The 16,794-nt window shown below is 72.0% G+C and carries 17 protein-coding genes; 12 read left to right on the top strand and 5 right to left on the bottom strand.

Features of this window, described 5'->3' with window-relative positions; genetic code table 11:
- Positions 1-3: 3 nt before the first annotated feature.
- Positions 4-381 (bottom strand): RidA family protein, encoded by a 378-nt coding sequence (locus ODJ79_RS13950; protein ID WP_263023835.1) that lies wholly within the window; start codon positions 379-381, stop codon positions 4-6.
- 1 nt (position 382) lies between these two features.
- On the bottom strand, positions 383-1,588 hold the full coding sequence (locus tag ODJ79_RS13955) for an amidohydrolase/deacetylase family metallohydrolase (RefSeq protein ID WP_263023836.1): 1,206 nt from the start codon (positions 1,586-1,588) through the stop codon (positions 383-385).
- Positions 1,589-1,661: 73 nt separating this feature from the next.
- Here ODJ79_RS13955 and ODJ79_RS13960 point away from each other — a divergent pair, with 73 nt between their 5' ends.
- Positions 1,662-3,209 carry a beta-N-acetylhexosaminidase gene (locus ODJ79_RS13960; protein ID WP_263023837.1) on the top strand — a complete coding sequence of 516 codons (1,548 nt, stop codon included), beginning with the start codon at positions 1,662-1,664 and terminating at the stop codon, positions 3,207-3,209.
- An 82-nt stretch (positions 3,210-3,291) separates the two neighbouring features.
- Entirely contained in the window at positions 3,292-4,137 is an 846-nt protein-coding gene (locus ODJ79_RS13965; RefSeq protein WP_263023838.1) for a transglutaminase-like domain-containing protein, read from the top strand.
- Positions 4,138-4,213: 76 nt separating this feature from the next.
- On the opposite strand, the gene ODJ79_RS13970 is transcribed toward ODJ79_RS13965, so the two are convergent.
- Positions 4,214-4,825: a TetR family transcriptional regulator gene (locus ODJ79_RS13970; RefSeq protein ID WP_263023839.1), complete on the bottom strand. Its 612-nt coding sequence runs from the start codon at positions 4,823-4,825 to the stop codon at positions 4,214-4,216.
- A gap of 121 nt (positions 4,826-4,946) precedes the next feature.
- Here ODJ79_RS13970 and ODJ79_RS13975 point away from each other — a divergent pair, with 121 nt between their 5' ends.
- The 5 genes from ODJ79_RS13975 to ODJ79_RS13995 all read left to right on the top strand — a co-directional run bounded on the left by ODJ79_RS13975 (position 4,947) and on the right by ODJ79_RS13995 (position 10,056).
- Positions 4,947-5,825: a zinc-binding alcohol dehydrogenase family protein gene (locus tag ODJ79_RS13975; protein ID WP_263023840.1), complete on the top strand. Its 879-nt coding sequence runs from the start codon at positions 4,947-4,949 to the stop codon at positions 5,823-5,825.
- Between the two features lie 44 nt (positions 5,826-5,869).
- Positions 5,870-7,051, top strand: a complete 1,182-nt coding sequence (locus ODJ79_RS13980; protein WP_263023841.1) for an alanine racemase — start codon at positions 5,870-5,872, stop codon at positions 7,049-7,051.
- Positions 7,052-7,085: 34 nt separating this feature from the next.
- On the top strand, positions 7,086-7,604 hold the full coding sequence (locus ODJ79_RS13985) for a GNAT family N-acetyltransferase (protein WP_263023842.1): 519 nt from the start codon (positions 7,086-7,088) through the stop codon (positions 7,602-7,604).
- A gap of 43 nt (positions 7,605-7,647) precedes the next feature.
- The gene (locus tag ODJ79_RS13990; RefSeq protein WP_263023843.1) at positions 7,648-8,448 is read left to right on the top strand and encodes a 2-phosphosulfolactate phosphatase; all 801 of its coding nucleotides are present in this window, start codon (positions 7,648-7,650) and stop codon (positions 8,446-8,448) included.
- 132 nt (positions 8,449-8,580) lie between these two features.
- On the top strand, positions 8,581-10,056 hold the full coding sequence (locus tag ODJ79_RS13995) for an MFS transporter (RefSeq protein ID WP_263023844.1): 1,476 nt from the start codon (positions 8,581-8,583) through the stop codon (positions 10,054-10,056).
- A gap of 49 nt (positions 10,057-10,105) precedes the next feature.
- Here the strand turns inward: ODJ79_RS13995 and ODJ79_RS14000 are convergent, their stop codons facing one another.
- Positions 10,106-11,590 carry a hypothetical protein gene (locus tag ODJ79_RS14000; RefSeq protein WP_263023845.1) on the bottom strand — a complete coding sequence of 495 codons (1,485 nt, stop codon included), beginning with the start codon at positions 11,588-11,590 and terminating at the stop codon, positions 10,106-10,108.
- A gap of 26 nt (positions 11,591-11,616) precedes the next feature.
- Here ODJ79_RS14000 and ODJ79_RS14005 point away from each other — a divergent pair, with 26 nt between their 5' ends.
- On the top strand, positions 11,617-12,003 hold the full coding sequence (locus ODJ79_RS14005; RefSeq protein ID WP_263023846.1) for a RidA family protein: 387 nt from the start codon (positions 11,617-11,619) through the stop codon (positions 12,001-12,003).
- On the opposite strand, the gene ODJ79_RS14010 is transcribed toward ODJ79_RS14005, so the two are convergent.
- Positions 12,000-13,010 carry an Lrp/AsnC family transcriptional regulator gene (locus ODJ79_RS14010; protein ID WP_263023847.1) on the bottom strand — a complete coding sequence of 337 codons (1,011 nt, stop codon included), beginning with the start codon at positions 13,008-13,010 and terminating at the stop codon, positions 12,000-12,002. The two genes, ODJ79_RS14005 and ODJ79_RS14010, sit on opposite strands and share 4 nt — an antisense overlap.
- Before the next feature lie 185 nt (positions 13,011-13,195).
- Between ODJ79_RS14010 and ODJ79_RS14015 the strand changes: the two genes are divergently transcribed.
- The 4 genes from ODJ79_RS14015 (at position 13,196) to ODJ79_RS14030 (ending at position 16,744) form a co-directional block, all read left to right on the top strand.
- Positions 13,196-13,894: a hypothetical protein gene (locus tag ODJ79_RS14015; protein ID WP_263023848.1), complete on the top strand. Its 699-nt coding sequence runs from the start codon at positions 13,196-13,198 to the stop codon at positions 13,892-13,894.
- Positions 13,895-13,955: 61 nt separating this feature from the next.
- Positions 13,956-15,758, top strand: a complete 1,803-nt coding sequence (gene aspS, locus ODJ79_RS14020) for an aspartate--tRNA ligase (protein ID WP_263023849.1) — start codon at positions 13,956-13,958, stop codon at positions 15,756-15,758.
- 97 nt (positions 15,759-15,855) lie between these two features.
- Positions 15,856-16,446, top strand: coding sequence for a hypothetical protein (locus ODJ79_RS14025; RefSeq protein WP_263023850.1), 591 nt, complete (start codon positions 15,856-15,858; stop codon positions 16,444-16,446).
- 82 nt (positions 16,447-16,528) lie between these two features.
- Entirely contained in the window at positions 16,529-16,744 is a 216-nt protein-coding gene (locus tag ODJ79_RS14030) for a hypothetical protein (protein WP_263023851.1), read from the top strand.
- The last annotated feature ends 50 nt before the right edge of the window (positions 16,745-16,794 follow it).

Here is a 16,794-nt window from a genome sequence, read left to right on the forward strand (position 1 = left end):
GGGTCACCCCACGTAGAGGATGGCATCGATCTCGATGTCGAAACCGACCAGCGGGACCGGGAGGGTCGTGCGTACCGGCAGATGGTCGCCCTTGATGTATTGCGGGTAGATCTCGTTGAGCTCGGCGAAGTCGTCGAAGTCGCGCAGGTAGACACCCACCCGGACGGCGTCGTCGAGGCTCGCGCCGGCCGCCTCCGCGCAGGCCGCCAGGTTGCGGAACGCCGCGTGCGCCTGCTCGGCGAAGCTGCCGGTGACGCGGGTGCCGTCGGGGAGCGCGGGCACCGACCCGGCCAGGTAGATCGTGTCGCCGGCGATCACGGCGTGCGAGTAGGGGCCGCCGGCCGGGGCCGCCTTGTCGGCTTTGATCGCGCGCTTGGGCATGTCAGGGCCTCCGGTGCTCTCGTGGGAACTGGTCGTCCAGGCCGTCCGCGCCGACCAGCGGGGTGCCGAACAGGGCGCGGACGTCGCGGTCGCGGCGGGCCAGGGCCGCGCGTTGCGCGTCGGTGAGCGGGATCCACCCCGGTACGGGTGGCGGCAGCCTCGGCGGCAGTGCGCGTCCCCTGGCGTACGTCATCAGGTTTATCAGTCGCATGGGTGATCGTTTCGTGCGGAGGTGCGCGTCGGTCACCTCGAAGTCCTCGTGGCGCACCTCGAAGACGGCGAGGTCGGCCGGTGCGCCGACGTCCAGGGTCCCGCCGGGAAGGCCGAGCGCTCGGGCCGGCCGGATCGTGACCGCCTCGACGACCTCGGCCAGCGGGAGGCCGCAGGCGAGCAGCTTCGCCATCGTGGTGGGCAGGTCGAACGCGGGCCCGTGCAGCGACCGGGCGTGCAGGTCGGTCGAGATCGTGGTCGGCCGGATGCCGAGGTCCAGCTGCCGTTCGAGGATGTCGAAGGCGAACCCGCCCGAGCCGTGCCCGATGTCGAGCAGCACGCCGCGGTCGACGGCCGCGCGCAGCGCCGGGCCGAGCGGCGACGCCAGCCCGCTGGCGCAGTGCGTGACGATGTCGCCGGGGCGCAGCAGGTCGAGCACCTCGTCGACCGGCGGCGGCGGGACTCCGATGTGGACCATGACCGGGACTCCGGTTCGCTCGCCGGCCTCGAGCGCGCGGCGCAGCGGTTCCAGCCCGTTGTCGCCGACCGTCTCCCGATCCATCCGCACCTTGATGCCGCGGATCGTGTCGCGGTGCCGCTGGATCGTGTCGACCGCCCGCGGAACGTCACAGTTGGCCAGGTCGCGGCACTCGCCGGTGCGCCCGGCCAGCCCGGTCGCCGCGATGTTGAGCAGCACGGCGACCCGCACGTCCGTCCGCTTCGTCCGCAGTGCGTCGAAGGTGTATGCGCCGGTCGTGCCCGCGTCGACCCAGGTCGTGACGCCGGTGTACCACGCGATCGGGTCGGGTTCGATGCCCCAGTAGCCCGGCCCGACGTGCGTGTGCAGATCGATCAGGCCCGGCGTGACCAGGTGGCCGTCGAGGTCGACCACGGTGTGCGCGTCGCGGGGGAGACTCGAACCGGTTGCCGCGATCACGCCGTCGCGGACCGCGACGTCGACCGGGTCACCGCCGGTCAGCAGCAGGTCCCAGGTCATTCGCCCGTCTCCGTTGACAACCCTGCCTAGATCAACAAACTATATCCGAACCCGGTCCCCTACGGAGGTGCGAGTGCTCCCTCGGCCGACGTCCGTACAGCTCAGCGCCGAGAACTTCGCGCTCGGCGCCGGCGCCCACGTGGCCTTCGACGACGGCCTCGACTCGGTCGCCGCCTGGCTCCGGGACGCGATCTCGCTGCCCCTCCCGCCCGGCGAGGGCGGCCTCCGCCTGACGATCGACCAAAATCAACCGCTTGAGGGGTACGCGTTGAGCACCGCCCCCGACGGGGTGGTGATCGCCGGCGGTTCCCCGGCGGGCGTCTTCTACGGCGCGCAGACCCTGCGCCAGTTGCTGTTCGACGGCGACGGCGGCCGCCTGCCGGTCGGCCGGGTCGTCGACGCCCCGCGGTTCCGCATGCGCGGGGTGATGCTCGACGTGGCCCGGCACTTCATGCCCGTCCCCGACGTGCTGCGGTTCATCGACCTCGCCGCCTTCCACAAGCTCAACCACCTGCACCTGCACCTGACCGACGACCAGGGCTGGCGGATCGAGGTGCCCGGCTGGGAGCGGCTCACCGAGGTGGGCGCCCGGCGGTCCGCGACGATGCTCGGCGCGCGCGTGCACGACCGCTACGACGACCGTCCGCACGAGGGGTTCTACACGACCGACGACCTGCGACGGATCGTCGCCTACGCGGCCGAGCGCTTCGTGACCGTGATCCCCGAGGTGGACATGCCGGGCCACATGCAAGCGGCCATCGCGGCCTATCCGGCGCTCGGCAATGGCTGGTCCGGACCCGTACGCACGTCCTGGGGGATCTCCACCCACGTGCTGAACATGTCCGACCAGACCCTGTCCTTCTGCCGCGACGTGCTCGCGCACGTCTGCTCGATCTTCCCCGCCGAGCTGATCGGCATCGGCGGCGACGAATGCCCGGCCGACGAGTGGGTGGGCAGCCCCGATCTCGCCCGGCTGGGCCTCGACGGCCCGTCCGCGGTGCAACCGTGGTTCACCGGGCAGATGGCGGCGTTCCTCGGCTCGCTGGGCCGGCGCGTCTTCGGGTGGGACGAGCTGCTGACCCGCGGCGCACCGCCCACCGCCGTGCTCGCCGCGTGGCGCGGCCGTCGTCCCACGGTGGTCGCGGCGAAGGCCGGCTTCGACGTCATCTCCTGCCCCGACATCTCGTGCTATCTCGACTACCGCCAGTCGGACGACCCCGGCGAGCCCACCCCGGTCGGCACCCTGCTGACCCTCGCCGACGTGTACGCCTTCGACCCGGTCCCGCACGGCCTGACGGAGTCCGAGGCCGCCCACATCCTGGGCGGCCAGGCCAACGTGTGGACCGAGCACATGGAGTCCCCGCGGCGGGTCGACTACATGACGTATCCCCGTTTGTGCGCCTTCGCGGAGGCGGTGTGGTCCACGCCCGATCGCGACTTCCCGGCCTTCCTGGACCGGCTGAAGCCCCACCTGCGACACCTCGACGCGCTGGGCGTCAACTACCGTCCGCTGTCCGGCCCGCGCCCCGGCGACGCCCGCCCCGCCGCCCCCGGCAACCCCCGCACGCTGCCCGACCGCCTCGCCGAGCTCCATGAGATGACCGCCGACCTGCGCAGATAAATGCGCGCGCGCTTCGGGATTCTCGCCTACAACCCCTCCGTGTAGGAACAATGTCGTACCGTCCGGCTAATCTGCCGTGACTATGGACGAGCTTGACTATTACCGGCGGCACGGCCGGTTGACCGAGCCCGGTCCCGCCGCGCACCTGCTCAGGGCACTGCCGGCCGATGTCGCGACGCTGGCGAAGGTGCTCGGCGGTCTCCTGGTACACCGCGACGGGACCGAGCGGTTCGGGTTCACCCTTCCCGAGCGGCGCCGCGACGAGGCGAACACCAGATCTGTTGCGGCGATCCTCGCCCAGCTCGGCACGCTCGACGAGCGCCGCCCGGAGGACCGCTTTGCCGGCACGTGCCGCGACTTCGCCGTCCTGCTCTGCGCGATGCTCCGCGAGACCGGCATCCCGGCCCGCGCCCGCGCCGGCTTCGCCGGCTACTTCACCGGCGGCTTCTTCGACGATCACTGGGTGACCGAGGTCTGGCACGACGACCGCGGCTGGCACCTGGTCGACGCCCAGATCGCCGGCGCGCCGAAGGGCACCTACACCGACTCCGACATCGACCCGCTGGATGTGCCCCGCGACGCGTTCCTCGTCGGAGGCCAGGCCTGGCAGGAGTGCCGCACCGGCGGCCGGGACCTGGACCGCATCGGCACCAGTGCGGCCGGTTTGACCGGACTGTGGGAGGTCCAAGGCAACGTCATCCGCGATCTGGCCGCCCTCAACCGAGTCGAGACACTGCCCTGGGACGCGTGGGGCCTCATCCCGGTCCACTACGACCAACTGGACCCCGCCGACGTCACCCTGCTCGACGACATCGCCGCCATCAGTGCCGCCGGTGGCCCCGTGCAGCAGGCCGCCGACGCCTACTGCAGCGACCCCCGCCTCCCCGCGCCGCCCCCGCTTACCGACGGCGGCCGACCCAGGCAGTAACGGCCAAGCCCGGCAGTTCTCGCCGAGAACGCCCCGAAGGCAGTGGCCCGCGAGGCTGCCCTCAGCGTCAAGCGCCTCATCCGCTCCCGGTGACCGACGGGCCCTCGACGACCAGGGTCACGCACTCCAGGAACAGGTCGTCGACCGTCCGGCCCGGTTTGAAGTACTCCGTGATTCCGGCGATCACCGTGGGGTAGGCCGCCGTGTAGGCGTCCAGATCGAAACCCTCGGTGTCCGGCGGCGGGGCCTGCTCCTCCAGGACGAAGCCGATCGTCACCCGCTCCACGGTCAGCACCATGACTCGTGCCTGGTGCAACGGCACCCCACGGGCGACCAGCGTGCTCATCGCCAGCTCCGACAATGAGGCCATATTTCGGGACATCTGGGCAATCGAGATGATCCGGGCACCGTCCGGGTGCGCGAGCAGCGCCCGCCGCAGCCCGCCCGCGAACCCGATCAGCCAGTCCTGCCAGCGCTCGTCGGCGCCGATGGCCGAGGCCGGCAGCGGCGTCAGGATCTCCTCGGCGATGGCCGTGATCAGGGCCGCCTTGTTCGGGATGTGCCAGTACAGCGTCGGCGCCTGCACCCCCAGTCGCGAGGCCAGTTTGCGCAGCGTGACGCTGTCCAGGCCGTCGGCGTCGAGCAGGGCCACCGCCTCCGCGACGATCCGCGCACGATCCAGGGCCACGCGCCGCACCCTATCAGTGTTAGAGTCCTCTAACGGTGTTAGAGACAGGGGAGGCGACAGGAAGGCAGCGGTTCTGCACGAGCGCGACGGGGTCCCGCGGTACGAGGACTTTCCCGACCCGGTGGCCGGCGAGGGCGAGGTGCTCATCGAGGTCAAGGCCGTCGCGGTGGAGAACGTCGATCGCGCCGTCGCGGCCGGCACCCACTTCGCCGGGCGGGCGATGATGCCGGAGCTACCGGCCATCCCCTGCTTCGACGGCATCGGCACGCTGCCCGACGGCCGGCTGGTCGGCTTCGGCAACCCGCGGCCGCCCTACGGCGCGCTCGCCGAGCGCACCGTGATCCGCGAGGGCGCCTACGCGGCGATACCCGACGGCCTCGACCCCGCGGCGGCGACCGTCCTGCCCAGCGCGATCACCGCCATGTCCATGAAGGTCGCGGCCGGCCTGCAACCGGGCGAGTCGGTGCTGGTGCAGGGCGCCACCGGGGTCGCCGGCCGGCTGGCCGTGCAGGTGGCCCGGCTGCTCGGCGCCGGCCGGATCGTCGCCACCGGGCGGGACGACGAGCAGCTGCGCGAGCTCGGCGCCGACCAGGTGATCAATACCACCCTCGACGATCAAGACCTCCTTCTTGCGTACGCCGAGAGCCGCACCGATGTGGTCGTCGACTTCCTCTGGGGCCGGCCGACCGAGCTCCTGCTGCGCGCCATGGTCCCCGACACGTTCGCCTTCCCGGCACCGCTGCGGCTGGTGCAGATCGGCGAGGTGGCCGGCGCCGGCCTGCACCTCTCCGCCGAGAGCCTGCGCACCTCGGGCGTCGAGATCTACGGCGCCGCCAAGGGTCTCGGCCCCGAGACGATGGGCGCGGCCTACGGCCAGGTCGTCGAGTGGGCGCGGACCGGTCAGCTCACCTTCGCGCTCGAACGGGTGCCGCTCAGCGACATCGAGACGGCCTGGCAGCGCACAGATCTGCGCGGAAAGCGGCTCGTCGTGCAAGTCTGAGGCAACTCCGAGGCAACTCTGAGGCACGACGAAGGGAGCGCGACGTGGACGTGCCGGAGCCGCGGGTCGACTGGCGCAGCAAGGGGTTCTTCCTGCCCGAGGGGGAGCGCACCGCCGCCGACTACGCCAAGGAGAAGCCGAGCCTGTTCGGCGGGGGCTTCACCTGGCCGGTGCTGGCGCTGCGACGGGAGGCGGCGTACGCGAACATCGCGACGATGGCCGCCTACTGCGCGCGGCACGGCTTCGACTTCGCGCCGCATGCCAAGACCACGATGGCGCCCGGCCTGATCGCGGCGCAGTTCGACGCGGGCGCCTGGGCAATGACGGTGGCCACCCCGAACCAGGCGCTCGTGCTGCGCAAACTCGGCGCCGGCCGGATCCTGATCGCGAACGAGGTGCTCGATCCGGCCGCGCTGCGCTGGCTCGCCGCCCAGGACGACATCTACTTCCAGGTCGACTCGGCGGCGGCGGTGGCGGCCGCCGCGGCGATCGACACCGGACGCCTGCGGGTGTTCGTCGAGCTCGGTCATGCGGGTGGGCGCACGGGCGTACGTACGCTCGAAGCCTTGGAATCGGTGGCCCGCGCGGCGCAGGACGCGCCACGGCTGGAACTGGTCGGGGTGACCGCGTACGAGGGCCAGCTGGCCACCCAGCGCGAGGTGGACGACTTCCTCGACCTGCTGGTGGCCGGGGTGGCCCGGCTGAGGGTCGCGGGGATCGGGTTCTCGCTGGTGTCGGCGGGTGGGAGCGCGTGGTTCGACCGGGTCGTCGATCGGCTGGCCGCGCTGCCGCGCGACCTGCGCCTGATCTTGCGCAGCGGGGCGTCGGTCACCCACGACGACGGTTTCTATCGGGAACGTACGCCGTTCCGGCGGGTGCCGGCGGAGGGCCCGCTGACCGCCGCGCTCGAGATCTGGGCGCAGGTGCTCTCGACGCCGGAGCCGGGCCTGGCGATCTGCGGGATGGGCAAGCGGGACGCGCCGTTCGACGAGGGGCTGCCGGTGCCGATCGAGGTCCGGCGCGGCGGGCGGACGGTCGACGCGCCCGCCATGGCGGTGTCCAAACTGAACGATCACCACACCTACCTGGCGGCGGATGGGCTCCTTCCGGGCGACCTGATCCGGTTCGGGATCTCGCATCCGTGCACCGCGTTCGACAAATGGCGGCACCTTCCGGTGGTCGACGAGGACCACCGAGTGGTGGACATCCTCGAGACGATCTTCTGAGGAAACTGTCGTACCCCCATTGCAGAGTGAACCCATGACGAACTTCTGGCTGGAGCCATGGGACGAACGGGGTCCGATCCTGGCGCGCCGGGCGAACACCCCGCAGATGCAGGCGCATCTGGGCGGCGTCGAGTCGGAGGAGTCGATCGCGGCACGGCACAAGCGCATCCTGGACGGGGTGCGTGACGGCACCACCGGCTTCTTCCTCATCATGGTCGCCGACGATCCCGACCCGATCGGCTCGGTCGGCTTCTGGGACAGGGAGTGGCAGGGCCACGACGTCTACGAGATGGGGTGGAAGGTGCTGCCCGGCTTCCAGGGCCGGGGCATCGCCGTCGGCGCCACCCTCGCGGCGATCGGCCTGGCCGCGGCCGACGGCCGGCGCCGGTTCGTGCACGCGTTTCCCGAGGTCGGCAACGCGGCGTCCGACGCGGTCTGCCGCAAGGCCGGCTTCGACCTGCTCGGCGAGACGGATTTCGAGTACCCGAAAGGCAATCCGATCCGTTGCCACGACTGGCGCTTCGATCTGAAGGCGGTCGGCGGACCGCCATGAGATTCATTCGCGACGATGCGTCCCGGGCTGGCAGCATGAGGCCATGAGCCTCGCTGACGGGCAGGGCGGCTACCGGGTGCGGTTCGACTGGGGTCCGGTCGGTGCCGACGCGGTCGCGCCGGGCGCCGCGTTCGTCGCCGTGATCGACGTCCTCTCGTTCACCACGACGCTGACCGTGGCGATCGAGCAGGGGTTGCACGTGCTGCCGTACCGGTGGCGCGACGACTCCGCGGTGGACGTGGCCCGCCGGCACGGCGCGATGCTCGCGGTGCTCCGCAAGGAGGCCGGCCCCGGCCAGGTGACCCTCTCGCCGGAAAGCATCCTGCACGCCAACCTGCGCGCCGACGGCATCGACCGGCTGGTGCTGCCGTCGCCGAACGGCTCGGCCATCTCGGTCCGGCTCGCCGACGCCGGGGTGACCGTGGTCGGCGTGTCGCTGCGCAACGCGGCGGCCGCCGCGGCCTGGGTGCGGGAGCGGGCCGGCGACCGGCCGGTCGGGGTGGTCGCGTCGGGGGAGCGGTGGCCGGACGGCTCGCTGCGGCCCGCGATCGAGGACCTGCTCGGCGCCGGCGCGTTCCTGCACGGGCTCGCCGGGGGCAACGACGGACTCGGCGGCGGGAACGACAAGGGCTTCTCGCCCGAGGCCGGCGCGGCGATGTGGGCCTACCGCGGCGTCGCGGAGGGTCTCGGCGACGCCCTCCGCGAGTCGGTCAGCGGGCGTGAGCTGCGCGGCTTCGGCTTCGAGGGCGACGTCTCGGTGGCCTCGGCGGTCGACGTGAGCAGCGTGGTCCCGGTGCTCCGGGACGGCTGGTACGTCGATGGAGGATCCTTCGCAGCGGAGTGACCGGCGTGGCGGATCTCGTCCGTGACCGGGGCGCTGTGGCGGAAAGGCGCTGTTTTCGATCGGTGGCTGGGTGAATCGGTGCCCGCTGCCCGATCGTGGAGCGGCAAGCAGGACTAGCGAAGGAAGTAAGCCATGCGTAAATGGTGGCCACTGGTGACCGTGTGTCTCGGCACCTTCATGCTGCTCATCGACGTGACCATCGTGAACGTGGCGCTGCCGCAGATGGCCACCGACCTGAGCACCTCGTTCAACGCGCTGCAGTGGGTGGTCGACGGGTACGCCCTGGCCCTCGGCGTGCTGCTGCTCGGCGCCGGCGCGCTCAGCGACATGCACGGGCACCGCCGCTTCTACGTCGGCGGGCTGATCGTGTTCGCCCTGGCGTCGCTGGCCTGCGGGCTCGCCGCCGGTCCGGCGCTGCTGGTGACCGCCCGGGTCGTGCAGGGCGCCGGCGCGGCGGCCATGTTCACCACCACGTTCGCCCTGCTCAACAGCTCCTACCAGGGGCGCGAGCGGGGCGTCGCGTACGGGGTCTGGGGTGGGGTCTCCGGCGCCGCCACCGCGGTCGGCCCGATCATGGGCGGCCTGCTCACCGAGGCTTTCAGCTGGCGCTGGATCTTCCTGGTCAACCTGCCGATCTGCGTCGCCGCCGTGATCATGTGCTTCACCACGCTGCGCCACGACGGCGAGCGCCGCCCGGGCCGCTTCGACCTGTGGGGCACGCTGACCTTCACGGTCGCCGCCGGCGCGCTGACCTACGCCGTGATCCGGGCCAACGACGAGGGCTGGTCGTCGGCCAAGACCTGGGGCCTGTTCGTGGTCTCCGCGGTCGCGCTCGCCGCGTTCGTGCTGATCGAGTGGCGCACCGAGCGGCCGATGTTCGACCTGGGCCTGCTGCGCAGCCGCTCCTACACCGGCATCCTGATCGCCGGCCTGCTGGTCAACTTCGCGGCGTTCTCGGCCTTCACCTACACCTCGATCTGGCTGCAGTCGGTGCTCGGCCTGTCCCCGCTGCGGGCCGGACTGGTCGGCCTGCCCATGTCGGTGTGCGCGGCGCTGGCCTCCGGCATCGTGGGCGCCCGCCTGCACGGCCGCTCGCCGCGCCTGATCATCGGCGTCGGCATGCTGCTGATCGGCGGCGGCAGCCTGCTGCTCGGCCTGCTCGTCGACGCGACCGCCGGCTGGCCGGCGCTGATGCCCGGCTACGTCGTGATCGGCCTGGGCGTCGGCCTGGTCATGCCCACCCTGTCCTCCTCGGCGATGGCCGCGGTCCCGCTCCGCAGCGGCGGCATGGCGGCCGGTTCGCTGACCACCGCCCGCCAGCTGGGCTTCGCGATCGGCGTCGCCGTCCTCGGCACCGTCTTCGCCTCCCGGGTCACCGCCCACCTGGGCTCCGCCACGGCCGGCCACGCGGTCGCCGGCGGCCAGGCCGCCCGCCTGGCCGGCACGGTCCCCGAGGCGGCGATCCACAGCGCCGCGGCCGCCGGCCTCGACGCCGGCTACCTGATCAGCGGCGCGGTCGGCATCCTCTGCGCGCTGGTGGTCTTCGCCCTGGTCCGCCCCACCACCCCGACCACCCCCGAGCCGTCCCGCGAGCCGGCGACCGTCTGAGCGGAGAGCCAGGCCCGGGTCCGCAACCGGACCCGGGCCGCTTCTCGCGTCAGGTCTTCTCGTACTCGAACTCGGCCGCCACCAGCAGAATCAACAGCACCGCTCCCAGCCCGGCGACGGCAACGCCCACCGGCACCAGCACCCCGACCGCCGCCGCCACGATGCCCAGGGAGGTGAGCCCGACCAGGGACCACCGGGCCCATCGCGCCGTCGCCCGCCATCGCCGGGGGACCGACACGCGCGAGGCGACCCGCACCGCCACGCCGATCAGCACCGCGAACAGCGCCACCGCCAGGACGAACACCACGCTGCCCGGCAGCGACCCGAAGTAGGTCCCGTCCTGCGCACCCGGGATCGCCGCGGCCTGTGCGAACAACCCCGCCAGCCCGAGCACTGCGGCAACCGAGGCGAAGATGACGCTGGCCGCCTTCAGCGCCTCGCTCTGGTTGAGCAGCCCCTGCGTCGCACGCGCGACCGAGAGCTGTTGAGCCGCGGTCTCCCGAGCCTCCTGCACGTTGCGCAGCTGCTGTTCCACCGCCAGCGCGGCACTCAACTGTTCGAGCAGGTGCTCGGTGGCGGCCAGCAGCGTCGGCAGGTCGGACTCGGCGACGACCGCCCGGTGGTAGCTCAGCAACGGCCGGCCGCCCAGCACCGCCGTCCCGCGGGCGTGCACCTCCGCGTGCCGGCTGAGGTCGTGCCGGAGCCGGGCCACCCGGCGGATCCGGTGCTCGGCCCGCTCGCGCAACGTCTCCGCGTCGTCGTCGAGATCGGGATCCGGCGCGGCGTCGAGCTCCGCCAGCGCGGCCGCGCGGATCGACCGGGCCGCCATCGTCGCCGCGATCGTCTGGCAGTTGGACAGCACCAGCCCGAGCGTCCGCAGCCGGCCCAGCTCGCCGTACTCCTCGAAACCCGCCGCGACCGTGTTCGTCGCCCAGACGAAGACGGCCTGCCGGTCCGGCCCGTTGATGTCCGGTGGCACCAGGACGGCCATCTGGCTGGGCCGATAGCCGATGTCGGTGTCCTTCACGAGCAGCTTGCGCAGCGTCCCGGCCTGGTCCGCCGGCAGGTCGTCCGGGTCGAAGAGCCCGCCGGGCAGCAGCAGGATCTGCTGGCGGGACTCGGCCGCCTCGAGCCGGGCCGGATCGCCGAGCGCGGCGGCCGCCAGCGTCGCGGCGCCGAGCTTGATCTCGACCGCCGGGTCGTACGCATCCCGCTCGGCCAGGATGATGCCGTCGAGCGTCGCGGTCACCGTCAAGTCCAGCAGCAGAACCGTCCGGCCGCCGGCCATCCGCGCCGCCGCCGTGGTCACCGCGAGCGCCCGGTAGGCGGTGCCGGCGTGCGGCGCGCCGTAGTCCTCCGGGTCCCAGGACCGCACGTCGGTGATCACCGGCCGCCACGGCGAGGCCGCGAACTCGGACTGGCCTTCCCGCGGCGTCACGCCGAACAGGTCGGCGGACTCGTCGTCGTCTGGTAGAACGGCGCCGGGGCATTGCTCGACCGGATACAGGGTGATGATCCTCGCAGCGACGTCCACGAATCGACTGTAGGAAAGGGCCCCAAGTGCGGGAGCGACGCGCGATTCTCAGTGGTTCCACGTTCGAGGAGCAGATCGGGTACGCCCGGGCGGTCGTCGACGGTGAGTGGGTGCACGTGTCCGGGACCACCGGGTTCGACTACCGGAGCATGACGATTCCGGAGGATGTCGTGGCTCAGGCGGAGCAGTGCCTGGTCAATGTGGGCGCGGCGCTTGCGGAGGCGGGCTGCGGCTTCGCCGACGTCGTACGGGTGCGGTATCTGCTTCCGGATCGCGAGGATTTCGAGCCGTGCTGGCCCGTGCTGCGGCGCACGTTCGGCGCGGTGCGGCCGGCGGCCACGATGATGGTGTGCGGGCTCGCCGATCCGCGGATGAAGATCGAGATCGAGGTGTACGCCCGGCGGCCGGGCTAGCGGGGTGGCTCGCGTACCAGGCCGCCGACCATCAGCGAGTGGGACTGCTTGACCCGGGTCAGGGTCGGCACGATCTCGACGTTGTGGATGCCCTCAATCGCCGCGATCTTGGTGGTGAGGTAGTGGTACAGGTCTCGGGCGCCGGGGGCGCGCGCCGCCGCCATCAGGTTGGCGCTGCCGGTCACCGCGGCGACGAAGGCCAGCTCGGCGTGGTCGGCCAGCCGCGCGCCGACCGAGGCCAGATGGGCGGGTGCCACCGTGAACCACAGGTTCGCCGCCGAGTTCATCCCGACCAGCGCCTCGGCCACGTCGAGGTGGAAGAAGACCGCACCGCTGCCGACGAGCTCGCCGACCCGGTGGGCGACCTGCCGCTGGCTCCAGCCGGTCGCCGCGGCGAGCCTGGCCCAGCTCGCCCGGCCGTCCCGGGTCAGCTCGTCGATCAGCGGCCGGTCGGCCGGCCCGATCCGGGCCTCGCCGCGGGTCTCGCCGAGGCGGGGCGGCATGCCCTCGCCCAGGAACCGGCGCTGCTCGGCGCTGACGTCGTTGTCCGGCAGGATCCAGTCGACCTCGCCGCGCCCCGGGAAGTGGTGCAGCATCTGGTGGGCGCTGAAGGTCAGCACGTTCGAGGCGCGGGGCAGATGGTGCAGCAGCCCCGCGCCGTCGCCCTCGACCTCGGCCTGGCAGGTCACCTCGGCGCCGCCCGCGCCGATGTTGATCCACGCGGTGTCGCCGCGCCGGGCCAGCGCGTCGGCGAGGGCCTCCGCGCTGCCGGGCCGGCAGCCGATCCGCAGCGACCAGTACGACGCGTTCGGCCGGTGGGTCGGCTCCTGCCGGGCCAGCACCCGGACCACGCCGGCGCCGCGCATCCGCTGGTACCGGCGGGCCACGGTCTGCTCGGAGACGCCGAGCACGGTGGCGATGCGGGCGAACGGGGCACGCGGGGATATCTGCAGAGCGTGGAGGATCTGACGGTCGACGCGGTCGATCGTGCGGGATTCGAGCCCCATTCCTCGATCGTACGGCGGAGTCGCCCGGGGAGGTGAGTCCCCTCGCCGGGGGATGGGATCGAGGCATCGACCTCTCTAAGGTCCCCTTTACGCCCTTTGCCGGAAGCCGCCGGAAGCGCCGAGGCCGCCGAGAGCCGGAAGCCGCCGGAAGCCGGAAGCCGCCGAGAGCCGCCGGGAGCCGCCCCATGTCCCTGTTCCGCGCCGCGAACAACGTCAACACGCCGCCGCCCACCGACCCGTACCCGATCAATCGGCCCCGCGAGGACACCATCCCGGACGGGCCCACCGAGCGCATCGACGAGCGGACCGCCCGGCGGCGCCGCGACCGGGTCGCCTGGCTCGGCGTGCTGGTCGCCGTGTTCGCGCTGGTCACGTCCTCGATCGCGGTGTTCGCCGGGTGGCGGGCGATGAACCTGGCGCGGCTGGTCGCCACCACCATGACCGCCGGGGCGGGGGCGCCGGCCGCCGGGCCGCGCACGACCGGCTTCACCGTCACGTACGCCCAGGAACCGCTGCGCGTGCAGGTGGGCTGCTCGGCCGTGCTCTTCCTGGACCTGGACGAGCCGCGGGCGAACGCCGACGAGAAGGTCAGCGACCTGCGCTACGACAGCCGATGCGGGCAGGACCTGCCGCGTCTCACCCTCGGCCCGGGTGCGGCGGCAGGGGCGCAGGTGAAGGATGGGAACACCGACGCCGAGGGCTGCCAGCAGGCGATCCGGAACAGCCCGATCGGGCCGGGCGGCAGCGTCGAGGTGCGCAAGGGCGTGACCCTGTGCGTGCTGACCGCCGCGATCCCGCCGTCGATGTCGCTGGTCGAGGTCACCGACGTGGGCGCCACCGGCACCGCCGGGATGCGGGCCACCTCCTGGAAGGTGGAGGGTTGACTCCTGACAGAATGGCCGTTGCGCACTGTGACGAGAAGCATCGGTGAGGAGTCGAGTTCCCGTGATCCGTACCCATGACGCCGGCAGCCTCCGCGCGAGCGACGCCGGCACGACGGTGACGCTCGCCGGGTGGGTGGCCCGCCGGCGCGACCACGGCGGGGTCATCTTCGTCGATCTCCGAGACGCCTCCGGCGTGGTCCAGGTGGTCTTCCGGGAGGAGGACGCGCACGCCCTGCGCAACGAGTTCTGCGTCAAGGTGGTGGGCGAGGTCAACGCGCGCCCCGAGGGCAACGAGAACCCCGACCTCGCCACCGGCGCCGTCGAGGTGGTCGCCCGCGAGCTGACCGTGCTCTCCGAGGCCGCGCCGCTGCCGCTGCCGATCGACGACACGATCACCGCGGCCGATGACCTCCGGCTCAAGTACCGCTACCTCGACCTGCGCCGCTCCGGGCCGGCCGCCGCGCTGCGGCTGCGCAGCCGGGCCAACCAGATCGCCCGCGAGGTGCTGCACGCCCGCGACTTCAACGAGATCGAGACGCCGACCCTGACCCGGTCGACGCCGGAGGGCGCCCGCGACTTCCTGGTCCCGGTCCGGCTGCAGCCCGGCACCTGGTACGCGCTGCCGCAGTCGCCTCAGCTGTTCAAGCAGCTGCTGATGGTGGCCGGCATGGAGCGGTACTACCAGATCGCCCGCTGTTACCGGGACGAGGACTTCCGCGCCGACCGGCAGCCCGAGTTCACCCAGCTGGACATCGAGATGTCGTTCGTCACCCAGGACGACATCATCGAGCTCGGCGAGGAGATCGTGTCCCGCCTGTGGAGCGAGCTCGCCGACTATCAGGTGCAGCTCCCGATCCCGCGGATCACCTGGACCGACGCGATGAACCGCTACGGATCCGACAAACCCGATCTGCGGTACGGGGTGGAGCTCGTCGAGCTGACCTCGTATCTGGAGGGCACCGAGTTCCGGGTCTTCTCGGGCGCCATCGCGGCCGGCGGGTACGTCGGCGCCGTGGTCATGCCGGGCGGCGCGTCGCAGACCCGCAAGGAGCTGGACGGCTGGCAGGACTGGGCCAAGGCGCGCGGCGCTCGCGGGCTGGCCTACGTGGTGCTCGACGAGTCGACCGGAGAAGCTCGCGGCCCTGTCGCGAAAAATCTGTCGGAAGCGCATTTGTCCGGGTTGGCCGACGCGGTCGGCGCCAAGCCCGGTGACGCGATCTTCTTCGCCGCCGCGAACGAGCGCCGCGAGGCCCAGGAGCTGCTCGGCGCGGCCCGCATCGAGATCGCCAAGCGGTCCGGCCTGATCGACGAGAGCGCCTGGGCGTTCTGCTGGGTGGTCGACGCCCCGATGTTCGAGAAGACGGACGAGGGCGGCTGGACCGCGGTCCACCACCCCTTCACCTCGCCGAACGCCGACTGGATCGACAACTTCGAGTCGGCGCCCGACCGGGCCCTCGCCTACGCGTACGACATCGTCGTCAACGGCAACGAGATCGGCGGCGGCAGCGTCCGTATCCACCGCGCCGACGTGCAGAGCCGGGTCTTCGACCTGCTCGGCATCTCGCCGGAGGAGGCGCAGGACAAGTTCGGCTTCCTGCTCGAGGCGTTCAAGTACGGCCCGCCGCCGCACGCGGGCATCGCGCTCGGCTGGGACCGCACCTGCATGCTGCTGTCCGGCAACGAGTCGATCCGCGAGGTCATCGCGTTCCCGAAGACCCGCGGCGGCTTCGACCCGCTGACCACCGCGCCGACCCCGATCACCGCGCAGCAGCGCCTCGAGGCCGGCATCGACGCCAAGCCCAAGGCGACCACGGGCACCCCCGGCACCGGCGGCCAGGCGGCCCCGGTCGAGCACTCGAACTGAGTCCCGGGCAATCGACGCCAACGACGACGCGCAACCGGCCTGGCGGCGGCACACCGAGGGTGAGCCCCGCTGGCCGGTCGCGACCGCCATCGCGGCGGTGATCGCGCTGCAGTGGTTGCTGCCCGACCGGCTCACCCCCGGCCCGCGGTGGCTGCTGCCGGTGATCGAGGTGGCGCTGGTCGTGGTGCTGAACGCGGCCGACCCGGGCCGGGTGAAGCGAGACATCCCGGCGCTGCGGATGGTTGCGCTCGGCCTGATCACCGTGGTCAGCCTGGGCACCGTCTATTCGGTGGCGATGCTCGTGCGCGACATCGTCGGCAAGCACGACGCCGGCACGCCCGGCCAGCGGCTCTTCGTCGGCGGCGGGATCTACCTGATGAACATCCTCACCTTCGCGGTGTGGTTCTGGGAGCTGGACCGTGGCGGGCCGGCCGCCCGGGCGCGCGGCACCGACCCGTACCCGGACTTCCTCTTTCCCCCGATGACCTCGCCGGACATGGCCCACAAGGACTGGGAACCCCGGTTCGCCGACTATCTGTATGTCGCGTTCACCAACGCGACCGCGTTCAGCCCGACCGACACGCTGCCGATGACCCGCGGCGCGAAGTCGGGCATGGCGCTCGAGTCGACGATCGCTCTGATCATCGCCGCGCTGGTCGTCGCCCAGGCGATCAATTCGCTCGGCTGACTCCACGGTGGAGTTTGGAGTTTGGCATTGCCACTCCGGTGGGTAATCGCAGGCCACAGGCTCTCATCCCCGGAGGAACCGCATGCTCGCCATCGCCGCAGCCATCGTTTTCGCGTTCGCGCTCCTGCTCGACTTCCTCAACACCGACCTGGGCGCCCACGATCTGTTCAACTTCAACACCCTGGTGCTGATCGGACTGCTGCTGCTCTCGCTCTACCTGGCCGGCTTCGGCAGCGGCCCGCGCACCGGCTCCGGCTCCGGCCGCCGCTTCTACGGACGTCGCCCGGGCCGCGGCTGATTTCGGCATCGGCTGATTTCAATACCGGCTGATTTAGGTACCGGCTCCCC

Source organism: Actinoplanes sp. KI2 (assembly GCF_025630775.1).
GTDB lineage: Bacteria > Actinomycetota > Actinomycetes > Mycobacteriales > Micromonosporaceae > Actinoplanes.